The organism is Devosia riboflavina (genome assembly GCF_000743575.1).
In the GTDB taxonomy this organism is placed as follows: Bacteria; Pseudomonadota; Alphaproteobacteria; order Rhizobiales; family Devosiaceae; genus Devosia; species Devosia riboflavina.
In genome coordinates, this window is the sequence record NZ_JQGC01000004.1 from 87,342 (window position 1) to 110,923 (window position 23,582).

General features: G+C 62.3%; 32 protein-coding genes. 18 read left to right on the forward strand and 14 right to left on the reverse strand.

The features are described 5' to 3' along the window. Positions 1–3: 3 nt before the first annotated feature. Positions 4–900 (reverse strand): LysR family transcriptional regulator, encoded by an 897-nt coding sequence (locus JP75_RS05765; RefSeq protein WP_201772905.1) that lies wholly within the window; start codon positions 898–900, stop codon positions 4–6. A gap of 174 nt (positions 901–1,074) precedes the next feature. Between JP75_RS05765 and JP75_RS05770 the strand changes: the two genes are divergently transcribed. The 4 genes from JP75_RS05770 to JP75_RS05785 all read left to right on the forward strand — a co-directional run bounded on the left by JP75_RS05770 (position 1,075) and on the right by JP75_RS05785 (position 2,738). Beyond that, entirely contained in the window at positions 1,075–1,497 is a 423-nt protein-coding gene (locus JP75_RS05770) for a MarR family winged helix-turn-helix transcriptional regulator (RefSeq protein ID WP_035080448.1), read from the forward strand. A 149-nt stretch (positions 1,498–1,646) separates the two neighbouring features. Next, a complete protein-coding gene (locus JP75_RS25140; RefSeq protein WP_051960406.1) occupies positions 1,647–2,099 on the forward strand; it encodes an SH3 domain-containing protein in 453 nt (150 codons plus the stop codon). Between the two features lie 106 nt (positions 2,100–2,205). Then, on the forward strand, positions 2,206–2,454 hold the full coding sequence (locus JP75_RS05780) for a BrnT family toxin (protein ID WP_035080450.1): 249 nt from the start codon (positions 2,206–2,208) through the stop codon (positions 2,452–2,454). Beyond that, a complete protein-coding gene (locus JP75_RS05785; RefSeq protein ID WP_035080452.1) occupies positions 2,451–2,738 on the forward strand; it encodes a BrnA antitoxin family protein in 288 nt (95 codons plus the stop codon). The genes JP75_RS05780 and JP75_RS05785 overlap by 4 nt, the downstream gene beginning before the upstream one ends. Positions 2,739–2,741: 3 nt before the next feature. On the opposite strand, the gene JP75_RS05790 is transcribed toward JP75_RS05785, so the two are convergent. The 3 genes from JP75_RS05790 to JP75_RS05800 all read right to left on the reverse strand — a co-directional run bounded on the left by JP75_RS05790 (position 2,742) and on the right by JP75_RS05800 (position 4,585). Further along, the gene (locus JP75_RS05790) at positions 2,742–3,176 is read right to left on the reverse strand and encodes a hypothetical protein (protein WP_035080454.1); all 435 of its coding nucleotides are present in this window, start codon (positions 3,174–3,176) and stop codon (positions 2,742–2,744) included. Between the two features lie 61 nt (positions 3,177–3,237). Then, a complete protein-coding gene (locus tag JP75_RS05795; RefSeq protein WP_051960407.1) occupies positions 3,238–4,155 on the reverse strand; it encodes a DMT family transporter in 918 nt (305 codons plus the stop codon). Positions 4,156–4,276: 121 nt separating this feature from the next. Next, positions 4,277–4,585, reverse strand: coding sequence for a hypothetical protein (locus JP75_RS05800; protein WP_035080456.1), 309 nt, complete (start codon positions 4,583–4,585; stop codon positions 4,277–4,279). 203 nt (positions 4,586–4,788) lie between these two features. On the opposite strand from JP75_RS05800, the gene JP75_RS05805 reads away from it, so the two are divergent. From JP75_RS05805 to JP75_RS05855, 11 genes are all read left to right on the forward strand, one after another. Beyond that, a complete protein-coding gene (locus JP75_RS05805; RefSeq protein ID WP_051960408.1) occupies positions 4,789–5,574 on the forward strand; it encodes an SDR family oxidoreductase in 786 nt (261 codons plus the stop codon). Continuing rightward, positions 5,571–7,451 carry an excinuclease ABC subunit UvrC gene (gene uvrC, locus JP75_RS05810; protein WP_035080458.1) on the forward strand — a complete coding sequence of 627 codons (1,881 nt, stop codon included), beginning with the start codon at positions 5,571–5,573 and terminating at the stop codon, positions 7,449–7,451. The genes JP75_RS05805 and uvrC overlap by 4 nt, the downstream gene beginning before the upstream one ends. 265 nt (positions 7,452–7,716) lie before the next feature. Continuing rightward, positions 7,717–8,070 carry a YciI family protein gene (locus JP75_RS05815; protein WP_035080460.1) on the forward strand — a complete coding sequence of 118 codons (354 nt, stop codon included), beginning with the start codon at positions 7,717–7,719 and terminating at the stop codon, positions 8,068–8,070. An 89-nt stretch (positions 8,071–8,159) separates the two neighbouring features. Beyond that, entirely contained in the window at positions 8,160–8,663 is a 504-nt protein-coding gene (locus JP75_RS05820) for a pyridoxamine 5'-phosphate oxidase family protein (RefSeq protein WP_051960409.1), read from the forward strand. 95 nt (positions 8,664–8,758) lie between these two features. Next, on the forward strand, positions 8,759–9,757 hold the full coding sequence (locus JP75_RS05825; RefSeq protein ID WP_035080462.1) for an ABC transporter ATP-binding protein: 999 nt from the start codon (positions 8,759–8,761) through the stop codon (positions 9,755–9,757). Further along, on the forward strand, positions 9,754–10,557 hold the full coding sequence (locus JP75_RS05830; RefSeq protein WP_035080464.1) for an ABC transporter permease: 804 nt from the start codon (positions 9,754–9,756) through the stop codon (positions 10,555–10,557). The genes JP75_RS05825 and JP75_RS05830 overlap by 4 nt, the downstream gene beginning before the upstream one ends. Position 10,558: 1 nt before the next feature. Continuing rightward, on the forward strand, positions 10,559–11,359 hold the full coding sequence (locus tag JP75_RS05835; protein ID WP_035080466.1) for an ABC transporter permease: 801 nt from the start codon (positions 10,559–10,561) through the stop codon (positions 11,357–11,359). Between the two features lie 367 nt (positions 11,360–11,726). Then, entirely contained in the window at positions 11,727–12,800 is a 1,074-nt protein-coding gene (locus JP75_RS05840; protein WP_035080468.1) for a 3-deoxy-7-phosphoheptulonate synthase, read from the forward strand. A gap of 119 nt (positions 12,801–12,919) precedes the next feature. Further along, positions 12,920–13,489: a CDP-diacylglycerol--glycerol-3-phosphate 3-phosphatidyltransferase gene (gene pgsA / locus JP75_RS05845; protein ID WP_035080470.1), complete on the forward strand. Its 570-nt coding sequence runs from the start codon at positions 12,920–12,922 to the stop codon at positions 13,487–13,489. Further along, complete coding sequence (locus JP75_RS05850; RefSeq protein WP_035080472.1) at positions 13,486–13,737, forward strand: MoaD/ThiS family protein; 252 nt, start codon at positions 13,486–13,488, stop codon at positions 13,735–13,737. The genes pgsA and JP75_RS05850 overlap by 4 nt, the downstream gene beginning before the upstream one ends. 1 nt (position 13,738) lies before the next feature. After that, complete coding sequence (locus tag JP75_RS05855; RefSeq protein WP_035080473.1) at positions 13,739–14,182, forward strand: molybdenum cofactor biosynthesis protein MoaE; 444 nt, start codon at positions 13,739–13,741, stop codon at positions 14,180–14,182. Here JP75_RS05855 and JP75_RS05860 read toward each other — a convergent pair. The 3 genes from JP75_RS05860 to JP75_RS05870 all read right to left on the reverse strand — a co-directional run bounded on the left by JP75_RS05860 (position 14,179) and on the right by JP75_RS05870 (position 15,707). Further along, entirely contained in the window at positions 14,179–14,469 is a 291-nt protein-coding gene (locus tag JP75_RS05860) for a type II toxin-antitoxin system RelE/ParE family toxin (RefSeq protein WP_035080474.1), read from the reverse strand. The genes JP75_RS05855 and JP75_RS05860 overlap by 4 nt on opposite strands. Then, positions 14,462–14,722 (reverse strand): type II toxin-antitoxin system ParD family antitoxin, encoded by a 261-nt coding sequence (locus JP75_RS05865; protein WP_035080475.1) that lies wholly within the window; start codon positions 14,720–14,722, stop codon positions 14,462–14,464. The genes JP75_RS05860 and JP75_RS05865 overlap by 8 nt, the downstream gene beginning before the upstream one ends. Before the next feature lie 94 nt (positions 14,723–14,816). Continuing rightward, positions 14,817–15,707, reverse strand: coding sequence for a branched-chain amino acid aminotransferase (locus tag JP75_RS05870; protein ID WP_035080476.1), 891 nt, complete (start codon positions 15,705–15,707; stop codon positions 14,817–14,819). A 135-nt stretch (positions 15,708–15,842) separates the two neighbouring features. Between JP75_RS05870 and JP75_RS05875 the strand changes: the two genes are divergently transcribed. After that, positions 15,843–16,361: a MarR family winged helix-turn-helix transcriptional regulator gene (locus tag JP75_RS05875; protein WP_425277265.1), complete on the forward strand. Its 519-nt coding sequence runs from the start codon at positions 15,843–15,845 to the stop codon at positions 16,359–16,361. On the opposite strand, the gene JP75_RS05880 is transcribed toward JP75_RS05875, so the two are convergent. The 5 genes from JP75_RS05880 to JP75_RS05900 all read right to left on the reverse strand — a co-directional run bounded on the left by JP75_RS05880 (position 16,358) and on the right by JP75_RS05900 (position 19,570). Beyond that, a complete protein-coding gene (locus JP75_RS05880; RefSeq protein WP_152565743.1) occupies positions 16,358–16,840 on the reverse strand; it encodes a hypothetical protein in 483 nt (160 codons plus the stop codon). The two genes, JP75_RS05875 and JP75_RS05880, sit on opposite strands and share 4 nt — an antisense overlap. A gap of 151 nt (positions 16,841–16,991) precedes the next feature. Further along, positions 16,992–17,813: a pyrroline-5-carboxylate reductase gene (proC, locus tag JP75_RS05885; protein WP_035080480.1), complete on the reverse strand. Its 822-nt coding sequence runs from the start codon at positions 17,811–17,813 to the stop codon at positions 16,992–16,994. Beyond that, complete coding sequence (locus tag JP75_RS05890) at positions 17,813–18,313, reverse strand: type III secretion system chaperone family protein (protein WP_035080481.1); 501 nt, start codon at positions 18,311–18,313, stop codon at positions 17,813–17,815. The genes proC and JP75_RS05890 overlap by 1 nt, the downstream gene beginning before the upstream one ends. A gap of 278 nt (positions 18,314–18,591) precedes the next feature. Continuing rightward, positions 18,592–19,314 carry a metallophosphoesterase family protein gene (locus tag JP75_RS05895; protein WP_035080482.1) on the reverse strand — a complete coding sequence of 241 codons (723 nt, stop codon included), beginning with the start codon at positions 19,312–19,314 and terminating at the stop codon, positions 18,592–18,594. A gap of 4 nt (positions 19,315–19,318) precedes the next feature. Then, entirely contained in the window at positions 19,319–19,570 is a 252-nt protein-coding gene (locus JP75_RS05900) for an accessory factor UbiK family protein (protein WP_035080483.1), read from the reverse strand. A gap of 281 nt (positions 19,571–19,851) precedes the next feature. Here JP75_RS05900 and JP75_RS05905 point away from each other — a divergent pair, with 281 nt between their 5' ends. Continuing rightward, on the forward strand, positions 19,852–20,547 hold the full coding sequence (locus JP75_RS05905; RefSeq protein WP_051960410.1) for an outer membrane protein: 696 nt from the start codon (positions 19,852–19,854) through the stop codon (positions 20,545–20,547). A 132-nt stretch (positions 20,548–20,679) separates the two neighbouring features. On the opposite strand, the gene JP75_RS05910 is transcribed toward JP75_RS05905, so the two are convergent. Both JP75_RS05910 and JP75_RS05915 read right to left on the reverse strand, forming a co-directional pair. Next, positions 20,680–21,690 carry an ABC transporter substrate-binding protein gene (locus JP75_RS05910; protein WP_210165356.1) on the reverse strand — a complete coding sequence of 337 codons (1,011 nt, stop codon included), beginning with the start codon at positions 21,688–21,690 and terminating at the stop codon, positions 20,680–20,682. Positions 21,691–21,716: 26 nt separating this feature from the next. Next, complete coding sequence (locus JP75_RS05915) at positions 21,717–22,520, reverse strand: ABC transporter permease (RefSeq protein ID WP_035080484.1); 804 nt, start codon at positions 22,518–22,520, stop codon at positions 21,717–21,719. Between the two features lie 375 nt (positions 22,521–22,895). Here JP75_RS05915 and JP75_RS26840 point away from each other — a divergent pair, with 375 nt between their 5' ends. Further along, positions 22,896–23,564: a hypothetical protein gene (locus tag JP75_RS26840; protein WP_201772906.1), complete on the forward strand. Its 669-nt coding sequence runs from the start codon at positions 22,896–22,898 to the stop codon at positions 23,562–23,564. The last annotated feature ends 18 nt before the right edge of the window (positions 23,565–23,582 follow it).

The following is a 23,582-nucleotide window of genomic DNA, read 5'->3' on the forward strand; positions in this document are numbered from 1 at the left end:
CCGTCAGTTGATCGGGTGCACTGCGAACCAGTCCACCAGATGGTCGATCAGCGCCCGCACCTTGCCGGCCAGATGCCGCCGATGCGGATAGACCGCCTGCAGCGTCTGCCCCGTCGGCAGAAAGCCGGGCAGCACCGGCACGAGTTCGCCACTCGCCACCAGCGGGTCAGCCAGATAGGACGGCAATACGACAAAACCGAGACCCATGGCCGCCGCCTTGCGCGCCGCCAGCGGCGAATTCACCCGCAACGGCCCGTTCACCGGCACGGAAATCGTCTTGTCATTCTCGATGAAGCGCCAGTTCGATTGGCCCTGCAAATTGACGTCGATGATGCAGGGCAAATGCCGGAGATCGTCGGGATGCTGCGGCGCGCCGATCGTCTTGATCAGCTCCGGCGACGCCCCCACCACCACATGCATATCGGCAATTTTTCGCGCGATCAGCGAAGAGTCCGCCAGCGTTGAAATCCGCAGCGCCACGTCGATCCCCTCGTCGACGAGATCGACATAACGATCCTCAAGCCTGAGATCGAGCGTCACCTTCGGATATTTCTTCAGATACTCGAAAATCGCCGGCGCCAGCGTCGACTCGCCAAAATTGCGCGGCGCCGAAACTCGCAGCATGCCGCGCGGCTCTGCCGTCTGGTCGGTTATGGTCGCGTCGAGATCATCAAGCTGCTGCAACAGCGACGACGCCTCGCGATAATAAGCCTCCCCCGCCTCGGTCAGGCTCAGCTTTCGCGTCGTGCGATTCATCAGCCGCACCCCGAGATAGTCTTCGAGATCGGTCACATATTTGCTGAGCAGCGCCTTGGAGCGGCCATGCAGCCGTGCGGCGGAAGAAAATCCGCCCGCATCAAACACCTGCACGAATGCACGAATGCGGGCAAGATCCTGCAAATTGGCCTCCATTGGCGGGAATCATACAGACGGCATTGCACCGCTGAACACCACCAATCGACGCATAACTCATCTGCAATCAGTGAACAATAACGGGTCTTGGTCGTTGCGTGATTAACGATAGGATGTTTCCACCGTCGACGCGCAACCGGAGTTCGGACTATTTTCCCGCTCATGGCCAAACCTTCACCCAATTCCTCGCTCTATCAACTGATCGCGGCTGGGCAATTGGCGCACAAGGCTTTGCTCGTGCCGCTCAAGGAACGCGGGCTCGAACCGGGCGACGACGCCGTGCTCTTCGAATTGGGGCGCTCCGGCACCACCGAGCAGGAACTGGCGGAAACCCTTGGCCTGCCGTTCGAAACCCTCGAACCCCGCCTTATCAGACTCATCGATCGCGACCTCGTCGACCGCCGCGCCGTCGGCCCGGAACTTGTTCCGGGTGTCGCCCTCACCGAACGCGGCATTCGCATCCGCAATAGCCTTGCCGATCATTGGGCCCAGCTCGAAGAAGCGCTCCTTGGCGAGCTCAAGCCAAAACACCGCAAGCGCTTCGGCCAGATTCTCCGCCGCTTCACCGATCTCCTGCAGTTTTGAACGGCGCCGGCCGCGCCGAAGCAACGCACTGAAGTTTCGCGCATTTCCTGAATCGATGTCTGAAGGCTTCGTTCAGTCTGGGTTCATCCACGATACGCTTTAGTGGACGCAGGCAAAAACAAGCCAACGACAGGGAAAGGAGAACTCCCATGGCTCTTAATCGCAAGCTGATCACTTCCGCGCTTGCCACCCTGGCAGTGCTGGCAACCACCGCAGCGGCCTCCGCCGCGCCCGCCGTCGCGACCAGCAATGTCAATGTGCGCTCGGGTCCGGGCACCGGCTATGCCGTGGTCGACGCGCTGCGCCGCGGCGAACAGGTCGACGTCCAATACTGCCGCGGTAGCTGGTGCTTCATCCAGAAGCGCGGTCCCGATGGCTGGGTGTCTTCCAACTACCTCTCGAGCGGTGGTGGCTGGGATGACGACTGGTACGAGCCGGCTCCGCCGCCGCGCCCGCCGCACTGGAACCCGCGTCCCCCGCGTCCGCCCCACTGGAACCCGCAGCCCTGGCCGCCGCGTCCTTACCCGACGCCCTACCCGACCCGTCCGGGCGCCAGCTTCTGCTTCAACGGCCCCAACGGCTACTTCTGCGCCGGCAGCTAATTCCGGTCCGCATCTGATCATCGAGCGGCCCCCTCATCGGGGCCGCTTTCATTTTCGTACACGGTTATTCTTGCCAACACGCGATTTTTCGTGTACGAATATTTTCGTGAACATCACCTTTGATGAACCGAAGCGCCTGAGCAATATCGCCAAGCACGATGGCCTCGACTTCGCTTCTCTCACGGTCCAGTTCTTTGAAACCGCCGCAATCTTTCCCGCCAAGGGAGACCGTCTCCTCGCCATCGGCGTGTTCGAAGGCATCGTGATCGCGGTGGTGTTCCAACCCTTGGGAACCGAGGCGCTCGCCGTTATCTCCATGCGCCCTGCCAGCCGAAAGGAAAGGGATCTACTATGACGAAAAAATTCAGCGCCGACCGCCCGCTGACCGATGCCGAAGAGGCCGACATCCAGCGCATGATCGCGTCGGACCCGGACAATCCCGAAATTGCCGACGAGCAGGCCAAAGGCCAGATAAGCTTCGCCGAAGCCATGAAGCGTGGCAGGGGCCGTCCCAAACTGGATAATGCCCGTCAGGCTGTCACCCTGCGGCTTGACCCCGAAACCATCGCCAGGTTTCAGGCCACCGGGGAGGATTGGCGCAGCCGCATGGTGGAAGTGCTCGACAAAGCGCGAATCTGACGGTCACTCCACCGTCAGCCGCTCCACATCGACACCATAGCGCTCCAGCGGCGCCCGTGCCTTGCGAATGAGAAATTCGTTGAGCCCGTAGGCCACCACGGCGCCAACGACCATGGCAATGCCAAACCCGCGCCAGCCATCCTGGCTGGCAATCGCAATGGCCGAAAACAACGTTACTCCGCCCACGCCAAGCAGAAACCAGCCGCGTTTCTGGCTCGCCACGCGAAAATTCCGCGCGCCGGCATGCAACAGATCGCGCAATTCGCTGTCGCTCATCGCCACGAGCTCAGGATTGCGGCGCTCGCGCCTTATCGTCTCGATATAGGCGTCCACGCGCCGCAAGGTCAGCGCCTCGCGCTCCTTGGTCACCTTTCCGCGCGTCAGCAGCGTCCAGCCGCCGCCGATCAGCAACAAGACCAAGGCGATTTGCAGCCACATGGTGAGACCTCCCTATCCAGCGCTTCACATGCCCATTCGGGGACAGGCCTGCAAGTGCCGCCTATTCCTCGCCCACAGGCGCAGCCGCCACGACCGGAATGCGCTTCTGTCGCTCCCGCGCCATCACCACCAGCCCGGCCGCGACGATAACGGCCGCACCCACCAGCGAGATCGGATCGATCCACTGCCCGAAGACCACGATGCTGAGCACGATGGCCCAGGGTAGGGAGAAATAGTTGAACGGCTGCAACACGCTGGCCGGCGCCATGGTCAGCGCATAGACCATCAGGCCATGCCCGGCGCAGGTGGTCAGCATGGTCACCACCACGAGCGCGAAATCGGTCCACGGCATGGGCTGCCAGAAAAATATGCCGACCCCACTCGACATCACCAGCCCCACCAGCGCGCCATAGGCAAGACTCGTCGCCGCGCTGTCGCTGCGCGAAACCTGGCGCGTCAGAACAATGTAGAGGGCATAGGAGGCTGCGGAGGCGATGGCAAAGGCCACGCCCCATTCAAGCGGCACGCCACCCGGCCGCAGGATGATCAAGGCGCCCAAAAGCCCCGCCCCCACCGCCGCAAAACGGAAGATACCGACCTTTTCCCCCAGAATCGGAATCGCAAAAACCGTCACCAGCAGCGGATAGATGATGACGATGGCCTGCAATTCCCCCAGCGGCACCGTCTGCAGCGCTATGGCAAAGCACCAGATATCGACCATCAGCAACACGCCGCGCAGGATTTGCCGCTTCGGCATTTTCGAGTGCAACGCCTCGCGCAGCGGCCCCTGCCGCATCACGATGATGAGGGCAAAGACCGCAAAACCCCAATAGCGCATCATGGTGATCTGGAACGGCGAATGCGCCTGCACCAGAAGCTTGGCGACCGCGTCCTGAACGCCGAATACCGCAATGGTGGTGAGGGTAAGGGCAATCGCGCGGCCCAGATTATCCGCGCGTGGTTCAAGGGGGGAGGACATGGTCACCGGAGGGAAAAGTGTGGCGCCTCGCAAATATGGGCCTCGCGGGGCGCCGGAACGCTATAGCAGGAAAGTAGCCAAGTCGATCTTCAGCTCCAGATGAGCCGAAACGTCTTCGGCCTCAGCTCTTGGCCATCGCGGACTTGATGATGCCGGCGATTGCCGTCAGCACGCCACCGCCGACAAGGCCGGTCGCGCCCTGTCCTGCCAATGCACCGATATCCAGGCCTCCCGTGCCGGCGGCTGCACCCACCAGCGAGTCGAGGCCGGGAATCATGCCGGCCAACCACGTGCCGGCAAGGCCCCCGATTGCACCGACAATAGAATTGCCGGTGGTCCCGAGATTGAGGTTCTTGGCCAATTGTCCGATGACATTGCCGCCGGCACCGCCGGCGATCAATTGCACCAATAAAGGCACTAAGACTTCCATGGTAGTCCCCTCGTTTTGCACGGAAGCTCCAACTTCCGTGTATGGAAACGTTAACTCTCCTCGCGGTGCAGGGAAAGCACAAAGCTACTGCCGCGTTCTGTCATTTCATTTGAGATAACTGAGCCCGAAGAAGCCTTTGCGCTTCGCCCGCCTGCCCACGCCACGATTGAAGGAAGCGGCCAATCCGGCCTATTGTCCGCCCGATGTCCGAAACGCCCCGAATCTATCCAGACCAGCCCGGCATAGCCCTCGTCACCGGTGCCAGCACCCGCATCGGCGCTGCCATCGCGCGCGCCCTCGCCGCCGCCGGCCACGCCGTCATCATCCACTATCGTTCGGATGAAAATGGCGCCCGCACGCTCGCCGACGAACTCAGGGCCGCAGGCCACCGCGCCGCCACCGTCCAGGCCGATCTCGGCAGCCGCGCCGATCGGGCCAGCCTCATCGCCAAGGCACAAAAATCCTTCGGCCCACTAACGGTGCTCGTCAACAATGCCTCGGTCTTTCATCCCGACAGTGCCCGGGATGTGAACGAAGACCTCTGGGACGAGCACTTTTCGATTCATGCCGAAGCCCCCATATTTCTCTCGCGTGATTTTGCCGCCCAGCTCCCCGACGGCATCGAGGGAAACATCATCAACATGATCGACGAACGGGTTCTCAAGCCCAGCCCCGCCTATTTCAGCTACACCCTCTCAAAATCCGTGCTCTGGACCGCAACCCAGACCATGGCGCAATCCCTCGCCCCCGCCATTCGCGTCAACGCCATCGGCCCCGGCCCCGTCCTGCCGCACAATGGCCAGAGCGAAGAAGACTTCGAGCAGAGCACAAGAACCCTGCCCCTCAAGCGCCACGCCGATCCCGACGCCATCGCCCGGGCCGTCCTCGCCATTCTCTCCATGCCGTCCTTTACCGGCCAGATGCTCGCCCTCGACGGCGGCAAGCATCTCGACTATCCCAGCCGCCGCGGCCCCACGCCCCGAAAATGACCGACACGCCCACTCCCCCGCCCTCCGGCCCTGAAGTCATCAAGAACTTCGTCCGCACCCTGCCCTCGGCACCGGGCGTCTATCGCATGCTCGATGAAAACGGCGAGGTCATTTATGTCGGCAAGGCCCGCTCGCTAAAGTCGCGCGTCACCAATTACACCCGCCCCGAAGGCCTTTCCGTGCGCATCCAGCGCATGATCATGGCCACCGTCTCGATGGAATTCGTCCGCACCGAGACCGAGGCCGAAGCGCTCCTCCTCGAAGCCAATCTCATCAAGCGGCTAAAGCCGCGCTTCAACGTCCTCCTCCGCGACGACAAGAGCTTTCCCTACATCCTGATCGCCACCGATCACGAAGCCCCGGAACTGACGAAACACCGCGGCTCCCGCCGCCGCCCCGGCCACTATTTCGGCCCCTTCGCCTCCGCCGTCGCCGTCAGCCGCACCATTGCGAGCCTCCAAAAGGCGTTCCTCCTGCGCAATTGTTCCGACAGCTTTTACGCCGCAAGAACAAGGCCGTGCCTCCAATACCAGATCAAGCGCTGCGCCGGCCCCTGCACCCGCGAAACCAGCCTTGAAGCCTATGGCGAGCTGGTGGAAGACGCGCGCCTCTTCCTCACCGGCAAATCGCAAACGGTCCGCGACCACCTGCAAAAGGACATGGCGAGCGCCGCCGAAAACCTCGATTTCGAGCGCGCCGCTCTCCTCCGCGATCGCCTCTCGGCCCTGGCGCTGATCCAGTCGCAGGGCGACGCCACGGCAAAATCCGTCGAAGAAGCCGACGTCTTCGCCATTCATCACGAAGGCGGCCAGTTCTGCGTGCAGGTCTTCTTCTTCCGCGCCTTCCAGAATTGGGGCAACCACGCCTTCCGCCCCAAGGCCGACGACTCCCTCTCCGACGCTGAAGTGCTCGAAGCCTTTATCGGCCAGTTCTACGAAGACCGCACCCCACCGCGCCTCGTGCTCCTCAGCCACGAAATGTCCGAGCCCGAAGTTCTCGAAGAGGCGCTACGCACCCGCGCCGGCTACAAGGTCCGCGTCGAAACCCCTCAGCGCGGCGAAAAGCGCGACCTCGTCAATCACGCCCTCCAAAACGCCCGCGAAGCCCTCGGCCGCCAGCTCGCCGAAGGCGCCTCCCACCGCGCCCTCCTCGAAGGCGTCGGCGAAATTTTCGGCCTCGAAGAAACCCCGCGTCGCATCGAGGTCTACGACAACTCCCACATCTCGGGCACCAATATGGTTGGCGCCATGATCGTGGCCGGCGAAGAAGGCTTTTCCAAAAAGCACTACCGCACCTTCAACATCAAATCCGACATCTCCGCCGGCGACGATTTTGGCATGATGCGCGAAGTCCTGACCCGCCGCTTCACCCGCCTCGCCACCGAAAGCGAGACCGACGCCGAAGACGAACAGACCGGCATGCCCGATTGGCCCGACGTCGTCTTCATCGACGGCGGCGCCGGCCAGCTCAGCGCCGTGCGCGGCGTCATCGCCGAACTGAACCTGCCCAAGGAAGTGACCTTCATCGGCATCGCCAAAGGCGAAGAGCGCGATGCCGGCCGCGAAAAATTCTTCATGGAAGGCAAGGACGCCTTCATGCTCCCCCACCGCGACCCGGTCCTCTACTACGTCCAGCGCCTCCGCGACGAAGCCCACCGCTTCGCCATCGGCACCCACCGCGCCAAGCGCAAAAAGGACGTGGTGAAAAACCCCCTCGACGAAATCGAAGGCATCGGCCCCACAAGAAAACGCGCCCTCCTCAATCACTTCGGTTCCGCCAAGGCCGTCGCAAGAGCGAGCCTCATGGACCTCGAGTCAGTGCCCAGCATCTCCAAAGCCATGGCCCAGCTCGTCTACGATCACTTCAACCAGACCTAGCCCGGACCTGTCCCTCTCCCCTTGCGGGAGAGGGACAGGATTTTTGCGTTCAGCAAAAATCCAGGGTGAGGGGTATCTCTCCTCCGCAGAGGAGTTGGCAATGACACGGTGCCACCCCTCATCCCAGCCGAATTCGCAAACGCGAATTCGGTGACCCTTCGGGCACCTTCTCCCGCAAGGGGAGAAGGAAGAAAAGTGCTGTAGACTCGTCGAAATCCCCCACCCCCATTCGTCGCGTTAGCAATCCCCAGCCCCGGAGCATCAGATGAAATTCATCACCATGGTGAAAACCCTCAACCCCGAAACCGCCATACACCCGCCCGTCGAACTCATGCAGGCCATCATGCAGCTCGGCATGGAAGCCGGCGCCAAGATGACCGAAACCGGCGGCATGGCCCTCGCTGGCACCGTCACCACGAAACAAGGCCAGATGATCACCGATGGCCCCTTCGCCGAGGCCAAGGAAATGGTCGGCGGCTACGCGGTCTACGAGCTCGAAACCGACGCCGAAATCATCAACTGGACCGAACGCTTCGTCGATCTTCATCGCAAGCACTGGCCAGTATGGGACGGCGAGGTCACCATCCTGCACCTCCAGCAATTCAATATGGCCGGTTGAACGCTCCGATGTGATCGCCCCGCGGTCACAACAGCGCAACCTCCGCCCGCGCCCACCCGTTCGGCTCCCACCCCACAAGGAGTCGAACCATGACCGAAGAAAACAACAACATCCTGCCGCCCGGCGAAGCCGTGGACCGCATCTGGGAACTGGCCGAAAAGATCGACATCTGCATGCTGACCACCTGGGACGGCAACCAGCAGCGCAGCCGCCCCATGTCCGCTAGGGTCCGCCGCGAAGAACACGCCATCTATTTCCTCACCGATCTCGAAGGCCACAAGCTCACAGAGATCGAGCAGTTCCCGCACGTCTCCCTCGCCTGGGCCGACAATGGCGGTCACAAATATGCAGTGATCGCCGGCGAAGCCGAAGTGCTCAACGACCGCAACATGATCGCCGACCTCTGGGAAAGCTTTGACAAAGCCTGGTGGGACGACGCCAATGATCCGCAGATCCGCCTCCTCCGCGTCACGCCCGATGACGGCGAGGTCTGGGACAGTCCAAACATGCTCGTCGCCACCGCCAAAATGCTGGTCGCCGCCGCCACCGGCGCCAAGCCCGAGATGGGCGACACCGCCAAGGTGCGCATGTAGCATCCCCGGCCCGCGGCACTCCGCGGGCCATTTCTGTCTATCCCCTTCCCACACCCCAAGAATCGTTTAGCTTCCCCCCTCTGGGAGGGAGAACCATGGCGATCATCTCGGCACAGGGCGTCGAAAAGACTTTCCGCCAGCCCAAGCGGCAATCCGGTCTGGCCGGCGCAATTCGCAGCCTCTTTTCGCGCGACTACACCGAGGTTCGCGCGGTCAACGGCATCTCTTTTACCATCCAGCCCGGCGAAGCCGTCGGCTATCTCGGCCCCAACGGCGCCGGCAAGTCGACCATGATCAAGATGATGACCGGCATCCTGGTTCCCACCGCCGGCACCTTGAGCGTCCTCGGCCGCGAGCCCCATTCCAATCGCATCACCAATGCCGCCGAAATCGGCGTCGTCTTCGGCCAGCGCAGCCAGCTCTGGTGGGATCTGCCTGTGCGCGACAGCTTTGACCTCAACCGCCACATCTACGACATCCCGACCCCGCGCTTTGCCGAAAACCTCACCCGCCTCACCACCATGCTCGACATGGGAGGCTATATCGACCGCCCTGTGCGCCAATTGAGCCTCGGCCAGCGCATGCGCGCCGAAATCGCCATGGCCCTGCTGCACGACCCCAAAATCCTCTTCCTCGACGAACCCACCATCGGCCTCGATGTCGTCGCCAAGGACGTGGTCAGAAAATTCCTCGCCGAGGTCAATCGCGAGCGCGGCACCACCATCATCCTCACCACCCACGATCTCGTCGACATCGAAGAAATCTGCCCCCGCCTCATCATGGTCGACGACGGCAAGCTGCTCTTCGATGGCGAACTGAAACACCTGCGCAGTGCCCTCGGCTCCCGCCGCCGCCTGAAACTCGAATTCGGCACCGACCCCGGCCCGATCACGCTCAAGACCGCACACCTCGTCACCGACGAAGGCGCCGCAAAACACTTCCTGCTCGACAGCGAACAGACATCCATCCTCGATGTCCTCACCGAACTCGGCTCAGGCCACGACCTGAAAGACGTCAAACTCGAAGAGCCCGACATCGAGGAAGTGATCCGCACTTTCTATAAAAACAAGGTGCAGGCGGGAGTCGCGCCATGAAGCTCGCCGCCTATCCCGCCTTCACCGCCACGGCCTTCCAGTCGCGCCTCGCCTATCGCAATCAGGTCTGGTCGGGCGTCTTCGGCGAGCTGGTCTTCATGTTCGCCCGCATCGCCATCTGGACATCGGTCTTCAGCACCGTGGCCTCGGATAGCGTCGACGGCGTCACCCTGCCGCAAATGATCACCTATGCCCTGCTCGCCGGCCCGGTGCTCTATTGGGACTATTCGCGCCTCCTGCGCGATGTCGGCACTGCGGTAAAGTCAGGCGACATCGCCGTGTACCTGCTCAAACCCCTGCTCTATCCCGCTTATATGCTGGCCAATCATACCGGCAACTTCCTGTTCGACTTGCTTACCGTCACGGTGCCGGTCGCCATCATCATAGGCTTCACCGTCGGCCTCGTTCCCCCGGCGAGCCTCTTTCACGGCCTGGCCTTCCTCCCCTTCTGGGCGCTCTCCTTCGGCATGCTGTTCCTGCTGACGACCATCCTCGGCCTCGCCGCCTTCTGGCTGATGACCGCCGATTCCCTTGATTGGTTCTTCAACAGCATCATGACCCTGCTGGCCGGGGGCATCGTCCCACTCTGGTTCTTCCCCGGCTGGCTCGCTGCCATCGCCGGCAACCTGCCCTTCGCCTGGGTCTCTTACTATCCCGCGGCCATCTATATCGGACAGCTCGATCCCTCCCAGGCGCTGACCGCCTTTATCATCGGCCTCGTCTGGTTCGCCGTGCTGCTGGGTGTCCTGCTCTGGCTCTGGGCCAAGGCCCGCCACCGCCTGATCGTACAGGGAGGCTGACATGGCTCGTCTCCACGTTGTCATCCCCGCCCTCGTCCACACCTTCATCAGGAGCAAGACCGAATATCCCGGCGCCATGGTTTTGGGCTGGCTATCCCAGTTCGCTGCCTATGGCTCGATGTACACGGCCATCTCCCTCATCCTCGCCCGCTTCGGCTCACTGGGCGGCTGGGTCTGGCCGGAAATCGCCCTGCTGCTCTCCTTCCACCTCCTCGCCTATTCCCTTGGCGCGTCGCTCAGCTTCGTGCAATTCCGCGAAATGGAAGAAAAAGTGCGCATAGGCACGATGGACGCGATCCTGGTAAAACCCGTCAGCACCTGGACCTATATCGTCTTCTCCGGCCTTAATATCGGCTATGCTGGCCACATCGTCCTGGCCCTCGGCCTCATGGCCTGGTCCCTCACCCAGGTCGACGTCACTTGGACCGGGCAGTCCAGCCTGCTCTTTGTCTGCTACCTGATCAGCGCCGCCATGATCATCGCCGCTGTCATGACCATGATCGGCGCCACCGCGCTCGTCTGGGTAAAATCCAACCACCTCTACCAGATCTTTTTCGGCTTCTGGGAATTGGCCCGCTACCCGCTCAACATCTTCCCCCTCCCCCTGCAGCTCCTCATGCTCACCTTCGCGCCCCTGGCCTTCATGGCCTATGTCCCCGTCGCGGCGACTCTGGGCAAACCCGTGCCCCTCCTCGGGGATTACGCCTCCGCAGCCGCCCTCCTCGCCGGTCCCTTGGTCACCCTAATCGCCATGGCCCACTGGCGCTGGTGCCTCCGCAACTACCAGGGCGCAGGCGGCTAGGATTTCTGCACAGAATCCACCCATCCTCGATTGTCACCCCGGCGAAGGCCGGGGCCCAACTTGAGATCTCGGGATAGGCCCCGGCCTTCGCCGTTGTGACACGTATGCGTCCCACTCATTTGGCCCAAAAGGACCGACACCCCCTCCTAAAGTCGGGACTCGACAAGCCCCGACTCCTCCGCTAGCTTCCTCACCATGATCAACGCAGCGACCTTTTTTTGGTATTTTAGCTATCCGCTCCCGGCGGAGGCTATCGCGCGCGTGTCCTGATCCCGACAAGACCAGACCAAATCGCAAGCCAGCCGCCCGACTTCCGAGGCGGCTTTTTTCTTGGCCCCTCGACCCAAAAAACTTCGAGGACTAAGAAATGCTCAAATCGACCGACGACCTCCGCATCACCGAGATCAAACCGCTGACCACGCCCATCGAGGTCATGCGCCAGCACCCGCGCACCGATGCCGCGACCCGCACCGTCATCGCCGCCCGCCACGATTTCCATAATATCCTGACCGGCCAGGATGATCGCCTGGCAGTCATCGTCGGCCCCTGCTCCATCCACGACCCCAAGGCGGCCATGGACTATGCCAACCGCCTCGTTGCCCTGCGCGAAACCCTCGGCGATCGCCTCGAAATCATCATGCGCGTCTATTTCGAGAAGCCCCGCACCACCGTCGGCTGGAAGGGTCTGATCAACGACCCCGATCTCGACGGCAGCTTCAACATCACCCAAGGGTTGCACACCGCCCGCACCCTGCTGCTCGACGTCGCCAATCTTGGCCTCCCCGCCGCTTGCGAATTCCTCGACATGACGACGCCGCAATACATTGCCGACCTCGTCTCCTGGGCCGCCATCGGCGCGCGCACCACCGAGTCGCAGATCCACCGCGAACTGGCCTCCGGCCTCTCCTGCCCCGTCGGCTTCAAGAACGGCACCGATGGCAACGTCAAAATCGCCCTCGACGCCGTCCTCTCCGCCTCACACCCGCACCATTTCCTCGCCGTCACCAAGGACGGTCGTTCCGCCATCGCCGCCACGACCGGCAATGAAGACTGCCACATCATCCTCCGTGGCGGCAAAACCACGAACTACGACGCCCAGAGCGTTGAAGCCGCGGCCCAGGCCGCAACCAAGGCCGGGCTCAACCCGGCCATCATGGTCGACGCCAGCCACGCCAATTCCTCGAAAAACCCGGAAAACCAACCGCTGGTCCTCGCCGACATCGGCACCCAGCTCGCCGCTGGCGACAAGCGCATCATCGGCGTCATGATCGAATCCAACCTCGTCGCCGGCCGCCAGGACCTCGTCCCCGGCCAGGAACTGACCTACGGCCAGTCCATCACCGACGGCTGCATCGACTGGGACACGACCGTCACCACGCTCAATGCCCTCGCCGAAGCCGTCGAAAAACGCCGATCCGTGACCAATCAGGCAGTTGCCTGAGCCGATACCTGCGCTCCTTCGTCTCCCTCCCCCTTGTGGGGAGGGATCAAGGGGGGGTAGCAGCAAGCGCGAATGCCAACTCCCTTGACCCCCCGCCCCCATTCCTGTTCTGTCCCCCCATGGCCAGAAACCCGCTCACGCTCGTCCCGAATATCATCACCATCGCCCGCATCGCGGCGATCATCCCGATCGTCTGGCTGGTGATGGATGGCGACCTGACGCTGCGCATCATCGCGCTCGTCCTTTACGTCGTGGCCGCCGCCAGCGATTGGGTCGATGGCTTCCTCGCCCGCGCGTGGAACCAATATTCCGACCTCGGCCGCATGCTTGATCCGATTGCCGACAAGCTCCTCGTCGGCATCCTCATCGCTGCTCTCGCCTGGGACGGCAGCTTTTCCGGCTGGGACATGATTCCAGTCAGCGCCATCCTTTTCCGCGAATTCTTCATCTCGGGCCTCCGCGAATTCCTCGGCAATACCGCCGTGGTCCTCCCCGTCAGCCAACTCGCCAAGTGGAAGACCACCATCCAGCTCGTCGCCCTCGCCGTGGTCTTGGTCGAACCCCTCATCCCCGGCCTGCGCCTCATCTCCGACCTGATCCTCTGGGCCGCCGGCGCCATCACCCTCTGGACCGGTTGGAACTACCTCCGCGCCTCCTGGCCGCACCTTTCCGGCACGACTGCGAAATGAAAATCCTCTACTTCGCCTGGCTGCGCGAGCGCCTCAACCGCGCCAGCGACGACGTATCGCCGCCCGCCGAAGTCCAAACCCTGGCCGACCTCATCGTCTGGCTCCGCGCCAATGACGAAGCCCTCGACCTCGCCATGGCCAATCCCAAACAGTTCAAACTCTCGAAAAACGCCCGCATCGTCCCCTGGGAAACCCCCATCGCCGATGCCGACACGATTGCCATCCTGCCCCCCATGACCGGTGGCTGAGATGATCATCATCTCCGAAGCCCCCTTCGACCCCGGCGCCCTCCTCAACGAGTTTCAGGCCAACCACCCCGAAGCCGGCGCCGCCGTCGCCTTCACCGGCATGGTCCGCTCCACCCCCGATCGCCCGATCACGGCCCTCATCCTCGAATGCTATCCCGAACTCGCCCAAAACGAGATCGCCACCATTCGCTCCGCCGCCATCGCCCGCTTCAACCTCATCGACGCCGCGGTCCTCCACCGCTACGGCCGCCTCGTCCCCGGCGAACCCATCATGCAGGTGATAACCCTCGCCTCCCACCGCCAAGCCGCCTTCGATGGCGCCCAATACCTGATGGACTACCTGAAAACCGACGCGCCTTTCTGGAAGCAGGAAGACACCGCAGCGGGCACGGAATGGGTGGAAGCCAAGTTGGCGGACGATGCCGCGCGGGATCGTTGGCGCTAGTCGAGCCAGGATTTTGGTTCACGCATGGCGTGCACCACGGCTGCCACCCAGATCATCTCGACCTCTGGCCGGTAGAAAGCCAGATATGATCCGACCACCAGCATCCGCAGCCGATCTTGGATATCGTCTCTTGGGCTACCCATGTTTGGATTCTCAGCCGCCAAATCTATAGCATCAAGAATGCCATTGATGACTTTGTCGGCGGAGCGTTCGCTTTCTTCGGCAATAAAATACCAGATGTCAGCGATTTGGCGTCTCGCAGCTGGCGATAGGCGCGCTTCACGCACGCTTGGCCCGCCGGGACTTCACTTCGGCGAAGAAGGCCTCGCGATCCAGCGGTTTAGGCTCGCCGCTGTCAAACCCAGCCTGAATCTCCCGCCGCAGCCATTCGACCTCTGCCGCTTCGGCCGTCTTGCGCTTTTCCCAAAGCTCCAATGCTTCGCGAATGACCTCGCTATCGGATGCAAACCGCCCCCCGGCAACCGCCCTCTCGAGCAGCTTCTCGGTCTCATCATCCACCGATATGGTCAGCGTCTTCATACCCCCATCATATCAAACTCCTGCCCACCCTTCAAAAACAAAAAAGGCCGGACATCCTGCCCGGCCTCCTCAAACGCAAATCAGCGAAAGAACCCTACTCCGCCGCCGCCCGCTTCGGCTGCACCGCTGCCGAATAGGCATCGATCAGCGTCCGGCAACCTTCGCCCGGGGTGAACTTGTAGTCCCCAATCAGCGAAACCGGCGTCACTTCCGCGGCCGTGCCGGTCAGGAAACACTCGTCGAACTGGCTCAACTCTTCGGGCATGATATGCCGCTCGGTCACCGTAAAGCCGTTTTCCTTGGCCAGCGCGATCAGCGTCTGGCGGGTGATGCCGTTGAGGAAGCAATCCGGCGTCGGCGTCGTGATTTCCTTGCCCTTGATGAAGAACACGTTGGCGCCCGTGGCCTCAGCCACATAGCCGCGATAGTCCAGCATCAGCGCATCGGCAAAACCGTTGGCCATGGCATGGTCCTTGGAGAGCGTGCAGATCATGTAAAGACCGGCAGCCTTGGCCGAAGACGGAATGGTTTCCGGCGACGGACGCTTCCACTTGCTCCATTCAAGGCGAATCCCCTTGAGCTTTTCCTCGACCGAGAAATAGCTCGGCCAGACCCACGCAGCGATCGCCACATGCACCTTGTTGTTGCGCGCCGGCACCGAAAGCTCTTCCGAGCCGCGCCAGGCCACAGGCCGCACGTAAGCGTCAACCAACCCGTTCTTGTCGAGCACGAGGCGCTTTGCCGCCTCGATTTCGTCGACCGAATAGGGGAAGGGCATGTCGAGCGTCGCGGCCGAACGGATCAGGCGTTCGGTGTGCTCGCGCGACTTGAAGATTTCGCCGCCATAGGCGCGTTCGCCTTCAAATACCGAGCTGGCATAGTGAAGCCCGTGCGTCAGTACGTGAATCTTCGCGTCCTTCCACGGTTTGAGTTCGCCGTCGAACCAAATCCAGCCATCGCGCTGGTCCATGGGCACGCCTGCCATGATCCTCTCCAAAGTCTTCGTTTTTGCCGTTTGCTCGCGAAACGGGTGTTCCTTTGATCATGCCCCAAGGGCCATGCCCTTGGCAAACCTGAATGTCTTTGGGATAAGACGGAACGCCTTTGCGATGGAGTGACAATGCCAGAGAGCCCAAAAAATGTCAACAAGGCTGACATAAATTCTGGCCATCCCGTGCAGTCAGGCCTGCCGCTCGACATTATGGGCCTTTTCTTCTTTGCCTATCGCGACTTCACCGGCGATGCCGATGCGCTGCTCGAACGCCAGGGTTTTGGCCGCGCTCACCACCGCGTGCTTTATTTCGTCAACCTGCGCCCCGGCATGCCGGTCGCCGACCTGCTCGATATCTTGAAAATCACCAAGCAGAGCCTGGCCCGCGTGCTCCGCCAACTGATCGACAACGGCTATATCGAGCAAAAGACCGGCCATTCCGACCGCCGCCAGCGCCTGCTCTTTGCCACCGACAAGGGCCGTTCCCTCTTCGCCACGCTCTCGGCGACCCAGGCCAGCCGCATCGACGAAGCCATCGCTTCCCTCCCCCCCGAAGGCGCCCGCATGGTCCGCGAATTCCTGGTCCGGATGGTCGAACCATCCGATCATTCGGTTCTCGATCGGCTCAATCTCACCATCAATCTCTAGCGCTGCCTCGCCAGAAATAGGCTTGTGCGCCAATAACTTGTCCGGCACTCTGGAATCAGTTCGGCAGCCTTCGGGAGCGGCAGATTCTTAGTCTGGTTCAGTATCTGTCCGAAGCGCAGCGCCTGGAACAACAGGGCGAACTGGTCGAAGCCATCTGGTGCTACGAGACCATTCTGCGCGATCCACTGGTCGGTGACGACCGCCCGACCCTGCAAGCCGCCGGCCTTGGCCTCGGCCTCCTGCTCATCACCGAAGCCCGCCACAGCGACGATCCGCGCCGCGTCGACCGCCTCGTCAATCGCGCCATCACAGCGCTGACGACAGCCAGCCAATCCGACCCGACCGAGCCCACCTTGGGCCTTGCTTTGGCCGAAGCCCATATCCTGCGCTTTCAGCTCTCCGGCCAAACGGCAGACCTGCTCGCGGCAAACATCCAACTGGATAGATTGGCCGAGACAGAAGCGCCGCCGCTCGAACACATACACTCGCTCCGCGCGCTTCTCGCCGGCTCGCGCTAACGCAGTTCGTCCTGACGCAAAGTCTGGCGCAGGATCTGCACCTTTGCCGGGGTGACAACCGAATGCTTGGATGTTTCAGATAAAGCGTGAAGAGACGTTAGGACGACCTGTCCTAGCCCCGACCCAATTCCTCGCTGCGCTTCCGCGCCGCATCCACCGCGCGATCCATCAGCGGCGTCAGGCCATCTTCGCCCATCAGCACATTGAGCGCCGCCGCCGTCGTGCCATTGGGCGAGGTCACATTCTGCCGTAGCACACTCGCCGGCGCCGCATCGGCCTCCAGCAGCGCCGCCGAGCCAATAACAGTCTGCCGCGCCAGCACCATGGCCACATGCTCGTCGAGCCCCTGCGCCACGCCAGCCGCAGCCAGCGCCTCGACCAGGTTGAACACATAGGCCGGGCCCGAACCCGAAACCGCCGTCACCGCATCGAGGTCGCCTTCCTCGTCAAACCAAACCACCAGCCCGGCCGCCGACAACAGCGCCTCCGCCGCCGAGCGACCATCCTGATCGACACCGGCTCCAGCGACGACACCCGTGACACCCTTGCCGATCTGCGCCGGCGTATTGGGCATGCTGCGCACCATCCGATCGGTACCCGTGCCCTTGGCCAGCCGCGCCAGCGAAATCCCCGCCGCAATCGACACTACCAGAGTCTGCGGCCCGATCACCGGCACGAGGCTCGCCATCACCTCGTCGATCACCTGCGGCTTGACCGCCAGCACCAGCACATTGGGCAAAAGCCCCACGGCATGGTCATAAATCTTCAAATCATATTCGGCCGCAAAAGCCTTGGTTTCTTCGCTCGGTTTGGGCTCCACCAGCACCAGGTTAGTCGGCGGCAAGCCCGCCTCAAGCCAGCCGGTCGCCAGTGCCATGCCCATCTTGCCGGCACCCACCAGCATGACCGGCCCGATCGAGCGCAAATTCGCCATCACGCCTCTCCCACGGTTTCGAACATCACATGGCTCAGCGCATCCGCCGCCGATTTGCCTGCCCAGACGACGAATTGGAAAGCCTGATAATAGAGATCGCAGCTATCGCTGGCCGAACGCAAGAGCGCTTCGCACTGCTGCGGCGACACATCGGCGCCGCCTGTAAGAAGGTGCGAATTGCGGAAGAGCACGACGCCTTCCTTGTTCCAGATATCGAAATGTCCGATCCAGAGCTGCTCGTTGATCATGCTGATCAACTGCCGCACCTCCCCGCGCCGCCCATCCGGCACCTTCAGGTCGAATGCGCACGCGACATGGAGGCTTTCGAGATCCTCCATCCAGTTGAACGACACATGATAGTCGCTCCAGCCGCCGCGCACCGAAATCGAGATTTCGTCGGCGTCCTGGCGCTCAAAGTTCCAGTCATTGATCGATGCGATATGCTCGACCAGGTCCACCGGGTGGGACACGCGATCGGGCTCGTGGGCAATCAAGGACATTGGCCGTTTCCATGCTGGCTTGGCGCTACGTCGAATGCACCAGGAGGGGCGCATCACGAATGCGGACCCGCTCTCGCGCCTCCTCCGGCGTTCGAATCGTCCACAATGGAAAGGGTACACTGCGTTACTGATTCAGGCAGTCAGCTAGTTCAAGAGCGGCTATTCTCTTGTGGATGACAGTAACGACTTGTTAACTCTTGCCGCGCCGGCAGAGGCCTTTGCCTCCCTCCCCCTTGTGGGGAGGGAATGAGGGCGGGGGCACCGGCAAGCCTTAAAACCTAGCCCAGGCTCTCCGGCCCCGCCCAACCATGCCGGATGGACTCGCCCCAGCCCGGAAACCCATTGGCCTCCGCCAGCTTTGCCGCAGCTTCGGTGTCATAGGGCACGGCAATCAGCGCCGTCTGCCAGCCGCGCCGCCCCTTCTCCACGATCGCATAATGCGCGTCGGGCGATCCCCGCACCAATTGCATCCCCACCGAACCGGGATTGGCGATCAACCGCCCGTCGCTCAGCCGCAGGGTCCGCGCGATATGCGTGTGCCCGCAGAGAATGACCGCACTGTCGATCCCCCGAGCGTGCCCCGCCACCTCCTCCTCGGAAGGCAGCGTGGTCGTGCGTCCATCATAGAAATTGTCGAGCCAGGGCGTCTCGTCATTCTCCGGCGTACCGTGGCAGACGAAAATCTCGTCTCCCACCTCCGCCGTCGCCGGTAGCCCCGCCAGCCACGTCAATTGCTCGGCCGACAATCGCCCCTGCGCAAAGCGGTCGACCGCCCCTGCCCCACGTGAGCCGGTATCCACCGTCCAGCGATCATGATTGCCGCGAATAGCCACGGCATCGAGCCCCATTAGCCGCTCCGCCGCCCCCTTGGGGTCGATCGGCCCACTGACATGGTCGCCCAGCAACACGATGGCGTCGACATGCTCGCCGGCAATATGCTCGAGCACGGCGTCCAGCGCCGGCGCATTGCCATGCACGTCTGAAATAACCGCGAGGCGCAAAGTCTTAGGCGGTCTTTTCGGCCTTGAGCGCAGCCAGCTCCTTGCGGAGGGCATCAATCTCTTCGCCCTGCACCTGCACCAACTCGCGCAGCGCGTCAAAATCCTCGCGCTTCACCAGTTCCATATCGGCCACGATGCGCTGGGCCTGCGATTTGGCGACGGTTTCGACTTCCCGGCGCACGCCATCGGCCACGCCCGCAGCCTCGTTCATGATCCGGCCAAGGCCATCAAAAATCCGGTTGCTGCTCTGCGTCATGGCTTTTCCAACTCTCGGTTGCGCGTCTAGCCCCTATGTAAGCCAGCCCCACCCACTTGACCAGTGCGGTGAGAGGCCGCGGCACACCCCGCGCCCCTTCATGCCCAGGGACGCAGCCGTCGATGACACGATCGACTTGGCCGCTTCGCCCCGTAAACGTCGATGAGGCATCAAAACCGGATCAAACGTCAATAAAACGACCGGTACATTGCCGAACAAAAATTGGCGTACTACTGTTTTGCTGCTTGATTTGTTTCCATAAGGAAATTCAAGGGGGCACAATGAAAAGTAGACTCATCGCGGCGTTGGCCGCTTCTTTTGTATCGCTAGGCGCTACCCACGGCGCCGACCTCGTTCTCGTAGACCCGCCACCGCTGGTCATCCCCGATGCCGGTTTCGATTGGTCGGGCCTCTATGCCGGCCTCAATGCCGGCTATATCGGCGGCGAGGCCAAGTCCGTCGGCGCGGTGACGGGCGTCACCACCACCGTTCCGGTTTCCGGCGGCCTGATCGGCGGCACCCTGGGTTTTAATGCCCAGTTCGACCGCATCGTGCTCGGCCTCGAAGGCGACATCGCCTGGACTGGCGCCACGGGCACAGCCACCTGCGCAGCCAACCCGATCTATAATTGCGAGGGCAAGCTCGATTGGCTGGGCACGTTCAAGGGCCGCGCCGGTTTCGCCGTGGATCGTGTGCTCTTCTTCGGCACCGCCGGTTTCGCCGTCGGCAATACCACCGCCAACGTCACCCCTGCCGCACCAGCCCAGACCAACACCTTTACGGGCACCATGGGCGGCTGGACTGCAGGCGCCGGCATCGAAGCCTTCGTCACCGACGCTTTCTCGGTGAAGGCCGAATATAGCTATGTCAGCCTCAGTGGCCTCCAGGCCCCCACCGGCACGCTGTCGAGCGCCCAGGCCTCCAACCTCAGCGCCTCGACCCACATCGTCCGGCTGGGCGTAAACTATCACTTCTAGAAGCAACCGCCCCGGCCGAGTCGGGACGGCGTAGGTCTGAAATAGAGGCGTGAAAACACGCTTTCGGCGAAACCGCCGGCCCGTATCCGAAAGCTGCCCCTGCTTTCGCGATACACACGAGAGGCAAGACGTTTAGCGCGTCACCGCATCCCCAACATCGGACACCCCGATCGTTTCGAGCACTCGATCCATCGGCTCGAACCGGGTCCAGAACCCCGCCGGTATCTTCACGTCTGCCCCCAGCGACCCGCTCTCCTCGAACCAAGTCTGCGTATATTTGACATCGCTCATCTGCAGCCCGCCATTCACGGTCCAGCTCCCAGCGTAAAGTTCGGACAATTCCGCCAGCGTCGCCGGTTCGACATCCGGCCGCGCCCGCGTCATGGCAGCGACCCAGAGCTGCGGATCAGCCGCGAAATCACGCGCCGCCAGCGTTAGCGCTTCAAGCACGGCATCGACATCCCCGGCGCGCTCCTCCAGCACCTTCGTCGAAACCACATTGACCTTGGTCAGCACCGGCGCCGAACGATAGAATTCTGCGGCATCCACCAGAATATCGAGCCCCGTCCGCTCCGGCATGGCCAGGAACACGCCGATCGACATGGTCGTGGCATCCACCCGCCCCTGCTGCAACGCCTGCGCCCGCACCGCCGGATCGCCGAGCGGCACATAGGTCATCTGCTCGATCCTGGTCCCACGGCTCTGCAACACCAGTCGCGACAGCGTATAGTCGAGACTATTCTCCCGCCCGACCCCAAAGGTGCCCTCACTCAGGCTATCGAAGGTAACACCCTCCCGCGCCGCGATAATGTAGGGAATGGCCTTGTCGGTCGAACCCACCGCCACAAGGCTCTTGTCGCCCCGCGCATAAAGCCCCAGCAGCGCCTCGACCGAAATATTGGCCATTTCCCCGCCGCCGGTCAGCACGGCCGTGATCGCCATCGGCGTCTGCGCCGCCGGCACCAGCTCGACCTCGACTCCCGCCCGCTCGAAATAGCCCTCGCTCAGCGCCAGGTGCAGCACCGAATTGGGCACCAGCGGCACTTCGGTCGATGTTACGATGATCCGGAATGGCGCAGCCGCCGCCGGCCCCATAGCAAAACCTGCCAGCAGCAGGGCGATAGCGACCTGGGAAATTTTCAACGCAAAACTCCAATCGGAAAAAGCATTCAGGGAATGGCAAACCGGCGCTCAAGCCGTCTCAAAATAGCCGAGGTAGCACTGCCAATCGCCAGCGCCGTCAGCACGGTCACGAAATAGCGGGGCATATTGAACGACGCCCCATAGCCGACCAACAATCCGCCAAGCCCGGTCATCGCCGTATAGATTTCCGCGATGATACAGGCCGTCAGCGCCTGCGCGGCCCCAAGCCGCAACCCCGCGATCATCTGCGGCAGAACCTGCGGCCAGACGACCCGCACCTGCGCCTGCAACCGCGACGCACCAAGCCCCATCGCCGCTTCCTCATCGCTCTTGCCCACTCCCTCGAATGCCGCCTGCGCCGTCGTGGTGATCACGATGAAGGCCGCGAGCAGCACCACGACGATCTTGGCCGAGGGCCCCAACCCCAGCAGCGCCACGAAGAGCGGCATGAAGGCGATGATCGGAATATTGGCGAAGAAATCGAGGATGACCTTCATCACCCGCCCGAGCAGCGGCACCCGCCCCATCAACCCTGCCATGCCCCAGCCCAGCACCAAAGCCAGTCCGAGCCCGGAAAAGTAAATCTGCACCGTGCTGCCGACAGCGTTGAAATAATCGCGCTTCGGGTCCTGCATCATCTTGAAGAGGGCCTCGGCCGTTTCGCCGATGGAAGGAATGATCGCCTCGGGATATTGCCCCGCCACCCATTCCCAAAGCACCAGCAGCGCCACGATCAGGCCAAGCACGATCCAGGTCTCGGCCCGAACGCCCTTCAGCCAATCCCCCGTCTCCCGCCAGGCGTCCACCAACTCCCGCGCGCTGCTACGCATCCCGCCACTCTCCCGCGAATTTTCAGGATCGGTCCGGGAGCGAGTGTCTTCGTTTGACAAAGCGAGCCATTTCTTGCCGCGCGATGCGGACACTGTCCGTCACCCCTCCCAGGCAACGAGAACATCTCACCGGGTGATAGAAGCGCCAAGCGGGCCTGTCAAATGCAGGCGGCCGCCCGTCTTGCATCCCATTTTCAACTCGGCGTCATTCCCGCAAAAGCGGGAATCGCGGTTTCCGCCGATTTTCAATCCTTTGCCACAAATAAGGCTTCCAATTATAACTGCCGCAGTCGTTCGATTGCGCCCGCCCAAATTCTCATCGCTACGTTTTCACACCGGGTTTCCAATGCGTCCAAGGAGTTACAAATGCGAACAATGACGAAACCAGCTATGCTGGCGCTTCTGCTGGCCGGCTCGGCTCTGACCCCGGCCGCCGCACAAAATGCGCGCACCGAAACGGTCCACTTCCAGCGCGGCACCTCCGGCACGACCATCGAGGGCAAGATCACCGGCGATCAAAGTGTGCGCTACAGCATCGGCGTATCCGCAGGCCAGACCATGGATGTCCAGCTCGATACCGACAATGCGAGCAGCTATTTCAACATCACCGCCCCCGGCGCGAGCGAAGCCCTATACAATGGCTCCATCTCGGGCAACGCGACCTCCTTCGTAGTACCCTCGAGCGGCAATTACATCGTCGACGTCTACCTGATGCGCAACGCCGCCCGTCGCGGCGAGACCGCCAACTATGATCTCACCCTCTACGTCGAAAACGCTGCCAAGTCCGCGCCCACAGCGCCGCGCCCCCAGGCACCCGACACATCGAGCGCCGCCCCATCCCAGCTCGACACCAGCCAGATGCCTCGCTTCTGCGCCGGCGAAGCATCGGCCGAATACGGCGTCCGGCCGCAGGACATCACCGTCAACATGGCCTTCCAGTCCGGCAACCGTTTCGTCACCCAGGGCAATTTCGACCGCGACGGCAACACCACCTTCTTCAACTGCTGGTTCGGCCTCGACGGCACCTTCCAGTCCCTGAACTGACGCCCGCAAGAAGGGCAC

Bases quoted from the DNA above. Each gene is read 5' to 3' on its own strand.
- JP75_RS05770 (WP_035080448.1), top strand. From the start codon at position 1,075: ATGGCCAAACCTTCACCCAATTCCTCGCTCTATCAACTGATCGCGGCT.
- JP75_RS25140 (WP_051960406.1), top strand. From the start codon at position 1,647: ATGGCTCTTAATCGCAAGCTGATCACTTCCGCGCTTGCCACCCTGGCA.
- JP75_RS05785 (WP_035080452.1), top strand. From the start codon at position 2,451: ATGACGAAAAAATTCAGCGCCGACCGCCCGCTGACCGATGCCGAAGAG.
- JP75_RS05790 (WP_035080454.1), bottom strand. From the start codon at position 3,176: ATGTGGCTGCAAATCGCCTTGGTCTTGTTGCTGATCGGCGGCGGCTGG.
- JP75_RS05795 (WP_051960407.1), bottom strand. From the start codon at position 4,155: ATGTCCTCCCCCCTTGAACCACGCGCGGATAATCTGGGCCGCGCGATT.
- JP75_RS05800 (WP_035080456.1), bottom strand. From the start codon at position 4,585: ATGGAAGTCTTAGTGCCTTTATTGGTGCAATTGATCGCCGGCGGTGCC.
- JP75_RS05805 (WP_051960408.1), top strand. From the start codon at position 4,789: ATGTCCGAAACGCCCCGAATCTATCCAGACCAGCCCGGCATAGCCCTC.
- uvrC (WP_035080458.1), top strand. From the start codon at position 5,571: ATGACCGACACGCCCACTCCCCCGCCCTCCGGCCCTGAAGTCATCAAG.
- JP75_RS05815 (WP_035080460.1), top strand. From the start codon at position 7,717: ATGAAATTCATCACCATGGTGAAAACCCTCAACCCCGAAACCGCCATA.
- JP75_RS05820 (WP_051960409.1), top strand. From the start codon at position 8,160: ATGACCGAAGAAAACAACAACATCCTGCCGCCCGGCGAAGCCGTGGAC.
- JP75_RS05825 (WP_035080462.1), top strand. From the start codon at position 8,759: ATGGCGATCATCTCGGCACAGGGCGTCGAAAAGACTTTCCGCCAGCCC.
- JP75_RS05830 (WP_035080464.1), top strand. From the start codon at position 9,754: ATGAAGCTCGCCGCCTATCCCGCCTTCACCGCCACGGCCTTCCAGTCG.
- JP75_RS05835 (WP_035080466.1), top strand. From the start codon at position 10,559: ATGGCTCGTCTCCACGTTGTCATCCCCGCCCTCGTCCACACCTTCATC.
- JP75_RS05840 (WP_035080468.1), top strand. From the start codon at position 11,727: ATGCTCAAATCGACCGACGACCTCCGCATCACCGAGATCAAACCGCTG.
- pgsA (WP_035080470.1), top strand. From the start codon at position 12,920: ATGGCCAGAAACCCGCTCACGCTCGTCCCGAATATCATCACCATCGCC.
- JP75_RS05850 (WP_035080472.1), top strand. From the start codon at position 13,486: ATGAAAATCCTCTACTTCGCCTGGCTGCGCGAGCGCCTCAACCGCGCC.
- JP75_RS05855 (WP_035080473.1), top strand. From the start codon at position 13,739: ATGATCATCATCTCCGAAGCCCCCTTCGACCCCGGCGCCCTCCTCAAC.
- JP75_RS05865 (WP_035080475.1), bottom strand. From the start codon at position 14,722: ATGAAGACGCTGACCATATCGGTGGATGATGAGACCGAGAAGCTGCTC.
- JP75_RS05870 (WP_035080476.1), bottom strand. From the start codon at position 15,707: ATGGCAGGCGTGCCCATGGACCAGCGCGATGGCTGGATTTGGTTCGAC.
- JP75_RS05875 (WP_425277265.1), top strand. From the start codon at position 15,843: ATGCCAGAGAGCCCAAAAAATGTCAACAAGGCTGACATAAATTCTGGC.
- proC (WP_035080480.1), bottom strand. From the start codon at position 17,813: ATGGCGAATTTGCGCTCGATCGGGCCGGTCATGCTGGTGGGTGCCGGC.
- JP75_RS05890 (WP_035080481.1), bottom strand. From the start codon at position 18,313: ATGTCCTTGATTGCCCACGAGCCCGATCGCGTGTCCCACCCGGTGGAC.
- JP75_RS05900 (WP_035080483.1), bottom strand. From the start codon at position 19,570: ATGACGCAGAGCAGCAACCGGATTTTTGATGGCCTTGGCCGGATCATG.
- JP75_RS05905 (WP_051960410.1), top strand. From the start codon at position 19,852: ATGAAAAGTAGACTCATCGCGGCGTTGGCCGCTTCTTTTGTATCGCTA.
- JP75_RS05915 (WP_035080484.1), bottom strand. From the start codon at position 22,520: ATGCGTAGCAGCGCGCGGGAGTTGGTGGACGCCTGGCGGGAGACGGGG.
- JP75_RS26840 (WP_201772906.1), top strand. From the start codon at position 22,896: ATGACGAAACCAGCTATGCTGGCGCTTCTGCTGGCCGGCTCGGCTCTG.